We start from the raw sequence: 11,660 nt of genomic DNA, 5'->3' as shown, positions 1-11,660 counted from the left end.
TCGATCTTGATGGGTTTGGACTGCTCGGGAAGGACAAGCCGGGTGACCTTACCCAGAGCCCTCTCCATGGCATCCTTATGCAGGTCTCCGGAGGTGTGGATGCCCCCCGGACCTCCCCTCACTGCGCGACATGGATACTGCTGGCAGAATAGGCCTGTGAGGGATGGTGCCTCAGCCACAGTCTTCCCCACTATGTCTGTGGCGGCATGCCATGTCGCTCCGCAGGGGGAGCCACGCAAGACGCGCACGCCGCTGATCTTACCGTCCTTTGTCTGGACCTCTAGCTCCGGTTTTCCCAGCTTTTTCGCGAACTGGTCGATCGCCGGGACGCCGCATTCCTCCAGGGTGCAGCAGATCTCATCAACCTCGATGTGGATGTTATGCTCCTCAGCGATCTTCTCCAGCTCAGTGATGGAGCCCGCCCGGCCTATGCCGCCGGGAATGATGACCGCCTTAACCCCTTCTTTTCCTGCCAGGCGGACGATCTCCGGAGTGAGGTCCGGATGAAATGTGTAGAGAATGAGCAGGTCAGCCTGGAAGATTTGCGGGTCTAAATTCAGCTCCCGGACGAACTCCTCCGGATCCTCTATGAATCCCGGCAGGATCTCCGGGACATCAACCGATACCACTTCGAAGTCGGTATGGTCTTTTATGGTCTCTAGAAGGCGTTCGCCGTATTTTCCTCTTTTGATTACCCCAACCAGCATGCAGAAGGGATCGGCCAGCGTATTAATATCCTTGCCGGAGAAGATGGAAGCATGCACCCCGCAAGTTCAAAGAGGCGGTCGGATAGATCGATGGAAGGATCATTGGAGAGATCATTGGAGAGATCATCGGAGAGTTCAATTGAGAGATCGCATGATAGCTCAATTGAGGGATCCCTGAAAGGATCTATCCCAGCGGTGCTCATCGCCGGTACCCATAGCGGAGTAGGCAAGACGACGATCACCTTAGGTCTGATGGCTGCCCTGCGTGCTCGCGGTCTGGTGGTTCAGCCCTATAAAGTGGGTCCGGACTTCATCGATCCCTCACACCATACTGCTATCTGTGGAAGGCCTTCTTTCAATTTAGACCCCTTTATGATGAGCGAGGAGGGTGTTCGTCGCTCCTTTTTCTCGGCTATCGAGGGAGCAGATGTGGCGGTGGTGGAGGGGGTGATGGGTCTATTCGACGGCATGGATGGCACAGAGGTTGGCAGCACCGCTCAGGTGGCCAAGATCCTGGATATACCCGTCCTCCTGGTGATCAATGTGCACGGCATGTCGCGAAGTGCTGCCGCCATGGAGCTGGGATTTGCCAGCTACGATCCAGGGGTGCGGCTGGCGGGGACGATACTCAACCGGGTGGGAAGCAAGAGGCATCTGGATATGCTCAAAAGCTGCCTGGCGAAGCCCGTATTCGGAGCCCTGCCCAGAGATAAAGAGATGGAGATGAAAAGCCGCCACCTGGGGCTGGTTATGGGCTTTGAGAAGGATCATGATCCAGAAATCCTGGCGACATTCCTGGAGGAGAATGCCGATATCGACATGATTCTCACGCTTCCGGGCCAGGCCCGGACGCCCGCGATTTCCGCCTCTATTGAACTGGCAGGGGCAAAGGCAGATGGAAATGGATCGGTGCGAATAGGAGTGGCCAGGGATCGAGCCTTCTGCTTTTATTATCATGAGAACCTCTTAGAGCTGGAGAGGCATGGAGCGGATCTGGTCTATTTCAGCCCTCTGGAAGACCAGCTGCCCGATGTGGAGGGGCTGTATATCGGGGGAGGCTATCCAGAGCTGTATGCCTCTCAGCTGGAAAGGGCTCCTGCCAGGAAGCAGATCAAGAAGGCCTCCGAGGATGGTATGCCCATCTATGGAGAGTGCGGGGGTCTGATGTATCTGGGAGCAGCCCTGGAGTCAGAGGCAGGCTCCTTTAAAATGGCTGGGGCCCTTCCCTGCACCACGTTCATGGAGAAGAGGCTCATGGCCCTTGGCTATGTGAAGGCAGAGGTATCGGAGAGAAATCCTCTGGCGGATGTGGGCAGGAGCCTTCGCGGTCATGAGTTTCACTATTCGCGCTGCATTTGTGATAGAGATGCCCGTTATTGCCTGAAGCTCTCCCGGGGAAAAGGAATCGCTGATGGCCGGGACGGTCTGGTGGAGAACAACACCATGGCTGGATATCTGCACACCCACTTTTATTCGGTATCTGGTAATAAATTCATTGAAAGCTGTCGTGCATACAGGAGGAGTTGAATACGGATATCTGCAATATCTCTTAAAAATACTGCTTTTTTGAGCCTGCTTTGGCTGAGACGACTTGGCAGGGGAAAAGCTCGTTTTTGCTGACCAATTCTCCTATTAGCCCAAGATATACATAATTTTTGTCACGGAAAAGTTTATATTCAATAAAGATTTTCACACGCTAAGTTAGCAAATGGAGTGTAAACTATGAGCAAAATATCAAGCGGATTGGTACTCTTCTCCCTCTTGATGGCTCTGTCGATTGGAGCTGCCTTGAGCGAGGAAGTATTGGATGAGGACCTGAATGCAAGCGAAAACGAATCCACGAACATGACCAATGTAACCAACATGACAAACGTTACCAACATGACAAATGTAACCAATGTGACCATCGAAGCCGAAACCGTTACTGTCACTGAGTCCGCTGAGGAGTAAATCAAAACCCAGGTCAGGAGATTGTGGTTCAGCAGAAACGCCTAAACGGGCGGAAGAGGGGCTATATTCTCCTGCCAATTATTTTTTTGCCCAGAGGCCATAAGCAGCAATAAATTATATTGGCACTATGGACGAATCGAAAGAAGCCATAAGAAAGGCTTATATTTTTCTGCGAATACGTTTTGATTGAGGTATGAATATGAAGTGTACAGGAATGTTGATCCTATCTATGATGCTAGCCTTCTCCGTGGGGCTGGTTTATGCCCAGGATGTAGCAGATATCGCTGCCCTCGCAGATTTGAATGTCACTAACATCACCAATCTCACGAACGCCACCAATGTCACAAATATGACAGCCGTCACCAATGCAACTGCTGCAATAGAGACAATTAATGTCACAGAGGCCCCTGTAGAAGAGGTTCCAGTAGTTGAGACCCCAGTAGTTGAGACACCAGTGGTTGACACCCCAGTGGTTGAGACCCCGGTAGTTGAGATCCCAGTGGTTGACACCCCAGTGAACGAGACCCCAGTGGAAGAGGTCGCTGTCGCTACTGAGACCGCATCAAGGTTCAAGCAGCTCTCTAACTACACCGCTGGCACCTCCATGGTTCTGGGGAAGGCTCTTCCGGGAGGCTATTCTGATGTGGCCACATCCGCAGATCGGGCTGCCGTATTCAGCCGCGATTCTGGAATTCCGGCTCCTTCGGTAAAGGTAACAATCGCCAGAGTAGTTGATACTCCTGGGGACAAGTATGTCCAGGTAGCCAATGAGGCCGTTGGCGAGTGGGATATGACCGGCTGGACGCTGGAGTCTGCAGGAGTTGCCACCTTCGTCTTCCCCCAACTGGTCCTCGAGGATGGCACGTCGATCAAGGTTCATGAGGGAATGGGCGCTGGAACTGCCACAGATATCTATACCAATAGCACTGAGCCCCTCTGGGTCGACAATATCGTTACCTTAAAGGATGCGGCGGGAAATATCTTAACCAGCTATGATGTCACCACTGCTGCAGCAGAGGTAGCAACTGAATATGTCGATCCCTGGAAGGATATGATTCAGTACTAGAGCTTAATGCGGCCATTACGGCCGTAGATTTTTCTTTTGGCTCCTCGCTATTTTGTATGGGCGAACTTGAATCGCTGGTTCTCTGTGTCTCGGTGCCTCTGTGGTGAACCGCTATGCATTGACCCAACCACAGAGACGCAGAGGAAACGAGGCCATATTCTCTGACTTAACTCACCCACATAATTCAGCGAAGAGCCTTTCTTTTTTTCTCATGGCCCGATATAACAGTCAATTTCTCCTCTCCTGCAGATCTCCATTTGTGGAAAGGGAAAGGAGACGCGAGCAGGAAGTCTGAATGCAAAAGATGGTGAAATACTAATCGCCTTTCCCGCATGGGATGATAAAGTCCAAATACGAAAAGGGATAACAGTCAAAAGAATGCTCAAGCTCACCGCTTATGTCTCTGGAAAGGTCCAGATGGCTGGCTACAGGTCGAAGGTAGTAACCATAGCGCGCGTCTTTGGACTCAAAGGATATGTGATGAACCTGTCTGACAGCAGGGTGAAGATCGTTGCAGAGGGCCATGAAGCTGATTTAGAAAGGTTCCTTGAAGCCATCAGGATCAAAAATACCCTGATCGACGTGGAAGAGATTGAGGCAGAATTTTCTGGGGCAAATGGATCTTACGAAGAGTTTTTCAAAGTTGCGGGGGAGAGGGAGACCGACGCCCGCCTGGACCAGGCAGCAGATTATCTCAAAGAGCTGATATCTGCCGTGAGAGAGGGATTCAGAGATAATGGTTCAAAGCTCGATAGTATGGGATCCAAGCTGGATGGCATGAGCTCCTTTTTAAAAGAGATCTCTGGGAAACAGGATCAAATCATCGATAGGATAGACGATGCCAGAGAGGAGATAGTCTCTGAGGTTTGTGGCATGCGCTCGGATTTGAAGAGCCGCACAGAAGAGCGACTGCAGAGGATCGAGAGCGATGTGACGGAGATTAAGGCCAAGATGAGGTCTTAGCAAAATCTCGAAGCTTTGATCAGGGGCAGAGATTGCTATAAGGCTGAGGCCCAAAGAAAGCTGCGAGAGGATGAGCGATTCCGACATCCATTCTACTGGGCCGCGTTCTATATGACCGGGGTATGATCCATTATTGAATCACGGCCGTATGCTATTTGTCGCAGAGATGATAAGGTAGATGTATGCCACTTCATCTCAACAAGCCTGCCCTGCGGGTCTTGGGGATTGCGGAGAGCTTCGAGCGGCCTTGTGCCCTATCCTCCGATCCCGTATCCACAACTCTCTCACCGCCGATGAGTTCCTGGTCCATGCTGGCGGGGGTGGTCATGCGCGCAGACAGAAGGGTGGACGGCCTGGCCTATGCCCGGGCGAGTGTGGGGGGAGACGATGCCACCCGAGCGGTCCTGGAGATATGTCGCCGGCTGGATCGCAGGGATATCAATGCCCTTTTCCTGAGCGGGGCAGCAATAAGCTGGTTTAATATCATCGACCTCGTGGCGGTGTTCGAAGAGGTCAGCCGGCCCCTCATCTGCCTGACCTACGAGGAATCAGAGGGCTTGGAAAAATACCTGCGCGAATATTTCCCGGAACCGGAAGAAAAGATCGAGCGCTACCGTTCCCTGGGCATGCGGGAGAAGATCAGGCTCAAGACGGGCTACGAGCTATTCGTGCGCGTGCACGGGGCAACGGTGGAAGAGGCGAGAATTCTCTTAAATAAGTTCACACTGGATGGCAGGGTGCCGGAGCCGGTTAGATTGGCCCGAATGGCAGCCCGGGCAGCGCGCAAGGTTGAGGAGGAATTAGCTTCCGGCAGCGAATAGCAGCCTGCGATCCAGTGGATAAACCAGCGATAACAGCCTTGATGGCTTAATGGCGATATGCTGGCAGGAGGCATTCTGCCAACTTTGCTGCTCCTGCCAGGGCGGCAAGACAAGTCCCCACTCTCCTACCGCTCAATAGTCGATTCTCTCCGAAGTTAATAACTGTTTTTTTCATGTAGAGCTTATGTAGGTCTGATATAGGTTATTTTTTCAATTAAAAATTCAGGACCAATGGCCGAGCTGCTTCACCCTTCGATTTCACAATAGTTAATTCCTGAAGGATCTTTTTGATGGTGATAACTATACAGTGCGGGCTTTTTGGACCGAATCCTTTTTCTACAGAAAAAATATTATGAGGAAGTATGTGCAAGTCATACAAGCCAGGCAAGTTATTGAGGAGCGCCCGCTACCTTTCATGTATCATGGCGATCCTCATTCTTATGCTATTGTGTTATTTTCCTGCCGCAGGCCTTACCGATCTGGACTGGAGGCTGGGTAGCTCGAAGTACTCCCAGGGGTCGGTCAGCGATGAGGCGGCATTTCACGGGTCGAACTGCGCAGACCTGTCTGTGGACAATAAGGGCACTACCGTCCGGGCGCGAATTTATCTGGATGAGCCCATGGCCATAGAGGACATCGATAGGATGAGTATGTGGGTGAATCCGGGAGCTGGGAATGGAAAGGTTCAGATCGAGTTCTATATGGATGGTGATGAGAGCGGTGCCTACGAGAGCAAAGACCCTCAGGATGCAAGGATTCGCTCCATTAGCCGGTCGTGGTCGGATCTGGGATTCTCCCACGGCCAGTGGAATGAGCTGGATGGCTTTGACCTCGAATTTGAGAAATATGGCAATAAGAACTTCCCCCACGGCGGCCTAGAGGATTTCAAAGAATGGCTAAAAGGGCATGAGGTATTGCATATCTATATCACCCTCTATAAAGATTCCAAAGCGCCGGTGACCTCGGCCTTCATCGATTACATAAGAATTGGCGATGAGATCATCAGCTTCGAACCCCTGGAGGAAGAAGACGTCAAGTATGGCCCCAAAAGCGCGGCCGCCGGAGGGAAGATCACCTATACCATCACCTATGGGAACAACGATTTCCAGCCCGTTGACATCGTGGTCAGGGAGAATTACGACCCGAAGACAGTCTTCATCGAATCCCAGCCAGCGCCCGATCCGGGCAGCAACAACCGCTGGACCATCCCCGCCGTAGCTCCAGGCAAGCACGGCCAGATCAAGATCGTCATGAAGACAGTGAAGCCCGCAGCTAAGGCTGATATAGAGGGCACAGTCTCAGGCATAGGTCTTTCCTCAACCCGTGGCATGCTTTCAACAGAATTTGAAAGGTACATCATCACCAACAGCGTCCAGATCCTGGCGGGCAACCGCAGCTACTCGGCCTCTCTGGACACGGCGATAAAGCCGATAGTCGGCTCGACACTGGCTTACGGCGAGCATGGCTCTGGCACCTATCGAGCGGAGGAGGAGCTGGACTATAGATCTTCGAGCATATCCGCTGACCGTAGTGTTTCTGCCTCTCAATCCCCTTGCACGCTCAACCTCTCCCATCGCTCGATTGCCCTGGATGAGAGCTGGTCTGCCGATGTGCGGGCGGAGAACGATTACCGGGATCTGGGCTGGATGGACAGATACCATGAGGCAAGCTGGATCAATCTGAGCTACAAGACAAAGCTGGGAAAATCGCTATCATATCTGGAGACCTCTGCCCAGGTGAATGGCACTGCCGATCGCATGGCGGCATGGCAGGGCGGCTTCATAGACCAGCGGCTTATTGGCAACTTCTCTATGGATGGGAAGGCTGAGTGGAGGTTTGCGAGCAAGAGAAAGAGCCTGACAATGGATGAAAATGCGCTGGACTGCGGGATGGAGATTGGGGAGGGGAGGCTGAACTCTGGCAAATGCCAGGGTTTTTGATCCTCTTCTGGATTTAAGGCTTGCACGAGACTTCTTAATTGCAGATGAAACATGGAAGTCTCTTTGTTCTCTTTATGCGTTCTGTGTGAATCGCTTCTGTTCTATGTGGTTGAGGAATTATCTTTAATTAATAACACGTGCAATAATTTAACCACAAAGAACACAAAGCTCACAAAGGACTCGCTCAGATATGCGGGATTCCTGCAACCAGCATACAAACCACGGTCAAAGTGAGTCATATCGACTGAAGAAGAATCAGATGACGGGTCTGAAGGCAGGGATATTTAATTTTAGCATCCGCCCCCGGGCATCGGGAAAGTGGCGGGCGATCCGCTCAAAGATCGCATCTACAGCGATGGGCCTCTCAAAGGAAAGCTCCATAAATGATTGGAATCAGACTTAACCACCTCGATAGTTCCATCCAAGCCTCACCGGCGTTGAGGGGGCCAAAGCTCTTCCGCGCGTTTAATCGCGCGCGTCGCCCACTAAAAAAAACAGCTGTGAAGAATATTAGCCTCAATCCAGCTGGATTCAAGAAATCGACTGAAATAAAGGCCCTAAAAATAACTAAAATTGAATGAGGCGGTGGCTCTCTGAGGAATGATCGAGAATGGCTCCTTGACATTCTGGCATTCTGGAGGTTATCGAGAAGATAGAAAAGTACGCTGCCCTGGGCGAGAAGACTCCTCGGAGCCCAATCCCCTACGCGCATGAAGCCATCCCCTGGCAGATGAGACTGGCTAGCAAGACGACCTGCCAATAGAAAAGCCTAAAGCATCCATCCAGCCTCAGGCCCTATTGTTAACCAGCGCGCATTTCCGCCCAAGAAGTGCTTCCTGTGGCTCTACATTTTTCTTTCTCTTCACAAAAAAGATTTGCAGACTATAATTTTAAATATGAATCGATTTTATGTAATATCATCTGGATAAGAATTGATTGAGGAGAGATGAGATATGAATAGAAGGGGGATAATTCTCATGCTGCTGGCGGCGGTCATCGCCGTCTGCGGGCAATGCCAGGCGACAGAGATTCCCGCTTCCCAGGACGTTTATGTCAGCCTGGGAACGGGAAATGAGACGGTATACAACCAGAGCGATACACTGCTTTGCGCCACCAATGTGCCGGATGCAAACAATACCACTTTGAACAGCTATCCCGGGGTTCCATTAATACAATTCAACCTTTCCGGCATAGACATTGCCGATGACGACATCGCAATTCTGGTGCTCAAAGCAGCATCGGTGCGCCAGATGGATCGCTCAGGCATTGTGGCTCTGGTGACCATCGGCTCGGATTGGGATGAGCAATCCGATATAACCACCTTCCTGGTCAACATCCTGCCTGCCAGGAACCTGATAGTGAAAAATGACCTTTCTCTGATGAGCATCAATAGCGATGGCGATGATATCTATGCCTTCGACGTCTCCCAAAAGCTCATGCAGGCAAAGGGAAGAGGGGACAAGGTATCATTCCTCCTGGAGGCCATTGGCAACAGCACGACTGAGATCGACTTTCTGTCTAAAGAGAGCGGCCAGGGGCCATATCTGATGATCATGCCCTATCCTGGGCAGCCCATCTCCGGCAATGCAGATCAGGCCATCCCTGCTGGTCAGCCAGTCCAGGCTGATCAAGCAAATTCGGACGGTATCTCGGGGCAGATGAATCAGACAGATCAAATCCTATCCCCGGACTCTGTCTCAGCAGAGCCACCTGTTCATGCATTCGGACTGGTACAATAAAGATCAAGGCCAAGGGGGTAGCCAGGTGCCTGGGGCGCAGAATCATAGGTAAATCAGGAGCCTGCCCAGATGCCTGCGACCATCTGACAGTTGATCTCATCTATACTTTTTTATTTTGTTCTGGACAAAGGCCGTTTCCAAAAAGCAAAAATAGCCATGATGAGCTAAACTGCCTTGATGGACTTCTTCTCCCATGCATTGCTTCCCTATCTCTTGGGCCGCTTCTTGAGGATCAGGAGAGATTATCTTGCCGCCCTGGTGCTCGGCGGAATAGCTCCCGACCTGGACGTGCTGGTGGTCTGGATCAATCAGATCCATCCGACCTCTTATCTCATAGTGCACAGGGGTTTCACCCATACTTTCCTCTTCGGCTTCTTCGTGGCAGCAATCCTCCTCTTTCTGGTCTCTCGCGGCTGGATAAAGACCAGGTCCAGGGGTATCGTTACTGAAGACCTGCAGTTCTCAGCCACGACCCTGGCCTATTCCTATGCAGGAATCATCAGCCACCTCTTCTTAGACTTTCTCACCTCAGGAGGCGTTCCCCTCTTCTATCCTCTGACCGCTGCCAGGTACTCAGCCGAGATCTTCAGCCGGATAGAGATCGTGATAATGATCGCTACCCTTCTATTTATGGCGAAGCTCTTCCGGGACCGGCCAGAGATGAAAATCGATAAAAAGGTGTCCGCCGCCTTTCTCATATTTCTTTTGGTCATAAGCGGAATAAGGCTGGAGGGCAAAGATATGGCGAATGGTTTTCATGATGACGGCTTCAAGATCTATCCGGACTCAAATCTCTTCCAGTGGATCATGCTGAAAAACGATAGCAATAACAATAGTTTCCTGATATCCAAGTTCAATATCTTTGCTGGATTGCTGCCGGATAATGCATCCTATCTTCACCAAAATGCCCCGCTCCATAAAGACGGATTGGACGAAGCCCTCAAAAGAGCTGAGAGCCTCCCCCAGGTCAAGCTCTTCCGGTGGAGATCCAGTGCAGTAGCCATCAACGCCTCCGAAAAAGAAGGGAATTGGATCATAGAGTACTACGATCCGGTGATCGTGAATCAGTACATGAACAGCTGGCGCCCACTGAATGCCAGCTCCAGAGGTTTTGGATCCATCCAGGTCATGGCAAATGAGACTGAGGCGGAGCTCCTCTAGCGAAGTTGTCCCGACGGAGCGTCACAAAAACCCAAAACCGGATCTGCACCCTCTGATCCCATCGACAAAGCCTCAGACCTCCCAGATCTCCAGGGGCATCTCCGTCAGCCTCAGGGCTCCAGATGATGTCGTCAGGAAGGTGTCCTCCACCCCTAAAACACCTTTGCCCGGATAGATGATCTTGGGCTCCACGGCGATGGTCATCCCTTCCTGGATCTTGTGGTCCAGCGGGGCGAGCACCGGATACTCATCCAGCTCAAGGCCTACACCGTGACCCACAAAGCCGCATTTGCTCCCTACCGGTCCACCCAGGAAATCGCCATAGCCCAGGCGCGCCCCCTCTGATTCTGAGAGCTCGAACAGCTCTCTAGCCGTCCTGCCCGGCTTCATCTCCCTGGCGATGGCCTCCTCGATCTGGCAGGAGGCCTCGTAGGCCTCCACGAGCTCCGGCTCGATCTTGCCCAAAGAGAAGATCCTGGTGGCATCGGCGATATATCCATTGCAGATGCCCACCGTGTCCACAAATACCGGTTCGTTTCTCTTTATCTTTCTGTAGCCTGGACCATGAGGAAACACCACCGAGGTTCCCTTGCCGCCGGTGGGCGAGGCCAGGAAGCTGGGGATGGCAGCGCTCGATCCGGACATTATATGGCCTATGGGAACGATGCTGTTGAAGCGGCGAAAGCGCAGGGATCCCTGATGGCCCATCAGCCTCATCTCCGATTCCATGCGGCACATCAGCTCCACCTCAGTCATTCCCTCTTTAATATGATCCGGAACGGTGGAGAATCCCTCCACCAGCATCTGTGCAGCTTCCTTGGCCAGTTTTATCTCGAACTCTGACTTGACTGAGCGGATATGCTTGATCCTCTCGGCAACATCGACAAAAGAAGCATCCTCCAGGGCCTTGTTCACCCTAAAGTAGAAGCTGCAGGGAAGGACATCCATCTCCAGGCCAATGGTAGCGCTCGTTTTGATGCCCAGGTCCTCTTTTAGATTTCTCATATTCTTTAGCGGCCGGACCTCCAGGGGCGACTCCTCTTTTGCCCTCACCAGGCTTCTTTTCATCATAATAATCGGCTCGCCGTCTCTGGGTATGTAGACCAGTCCGTCCTGGGCGGTTCCAGAGAAGTAGCACATGTCCACCGCCTGAAATAGAAGGGCTCCGTCGATGTCGTCCATCCGATCTTTTAGCTTTTTTATCCTGCTATCGATCTCTGACTTGGGGTGAAGAACATAATCCATTTTGCCTGCCTCTTATAATCCATTTATTATATCTTTTTTTATCATCAACCTAAACTCCGCCTTGTGCA

At 51.8% G+C, this 11,660-nt stretch carries 10 protein-coding genes; 8 read left to right on the top strand and 2 right to left on the bottom strand.

Annotation, left to right across the window (positions count from 1 at the left end; translation table 11 throughout):
- On the bottom strand, nt 1-707 hold a 707-nt coding region (locus BP727_RS09385), incomplete at its 3' end, for a DUF166 domain-containing protein (RefSeq protein WP_286858518.1).
- 90 nt (nt 708-797) lie between these two features.
- Between BP727_RS09385 and BP727_RS09380 the strand changes: the two genes are divergently transcribed.
- From BP727_RS09380 to BP727_RS09345, 8 genes are all read left to right on the top strand, one after another.
- Nucleotides 798-2,234: a cobyrinate a,c-diamide synthase gene (locus BP727_RS09380; RefSeq protein ID WP_273278548.1), complete on the top strand. Its 1,437-nt coding sequence runs from the start codon at nt 798-800 to the stop codon at nt 2,232-2,234.
- Between the two features lie 195 nt (nt 2,235-2,429).
- The gene (locus BP727_RS09375; RefSeq protein WP_273278547.1) at nt 2,430-2,657 is read left to right on the top strand and encodes a hypothetical protein; all 228 of its coding nucleotides are present in this window, start codon (nt 2,430-2,432) and stop codon (nt 2,655-2,657) included.
- A 199-nt stretch (nt 2,658-2,856) separates the two neighbouring features.
- Nucleotides 2,857-3,723: a lamin tail domain-containing protein gene (locus BP727_RS09370; RefSeq protein WP_273278546.1), complete on the top strand. Its 867-nt coding sequence runs from the start codon at nt 2,857-2,859 to the stop codon at nt 3,721-3,723.
- A gap of 378 nt (nt 3,724-4,101) precedes the next feature.
- Complete coding sequence (locus BP727_RS09365; RefSeq protein WP_013720328.1) at nt 4,102-4,686, top strand: acylphosphatase; 585 nt, start codon at nt 4,102-4,104, stop codon at nt 4,684-4,686.
- A 182-nt stretch (nt 4,687-4,868) separates the two neighbouring features.
- Nucleotides 4,869-5,507, top strand: a complete 639-nt coding sequence (locus BP727_RS09360) for a DUF99 family protein (RefSeq protein ID WP_013720327.1) — start codon at nt 4,869-4,871, stop codon at nt 5,505-5,507.
- 362 nt (nt 5,508-5,869) lie between these two features.
- Entirely contained in the window at nt 5,870-7,447 is a 1,578-nt protein-coding gene (locus BP727_RS09355) for a hypothetical protein (RefSeq protein ID WP_013720326.1), read from the top strand.
- A gap of 953 nt (nt 7,448-8,400) precedes the next feature.
- Complete coding sequence (locus BP727_RS09350; RefSeq protein WP_286858512.1) at nt 8,401-9,186, top strand: DUF7594 domain-containing protein; 786 nt, start codon at nt 8,401-8,403, stop codon at nt 9,184-9,186.
- A gap of 177 nt (nt 9,187-9,363) precedes the next feature.
- Entirely contained in the window at nt 9,364-10,347 is a 984-nt protein-coding gene (locus tag BP727_RS09345; protein ID WP_286858510.1) for a metal-dependent hydrolase, read from the top strand.
- Between the two features lie 72 nt (nt 10,348-10,419).
- Here BP727_RS09345 and BP727_RS09340 read toward each other — a convergent pair whose 3' ends face one another.
- Nucleotides 10,420-11,592: a M24 family metallopeptidase gene (locus BP727_RS09340; protein ID WP_013720323.1), complete on the bottom strand. Its 1,173-nt coding sequence runs from the start codon at nt 11,590-11,592 to the stop codon at nt 10,420-10,422.
- Nucleotides 11,593-11,660 lie beyond the last annotated feature (68 nt).

Source organism: Methanosaeta sp. UBA356, assembly GCF_002496465.1.
Lineage (GTDB): Archaea > Halobacteriota > Methanosarcinia > Methanotrichales > Methanotrichaceae > Methanothrix > Methanothrix soehngenii.
This window is presented reverse-complemented; position numbering and strand designations above follow the sequence as displayed.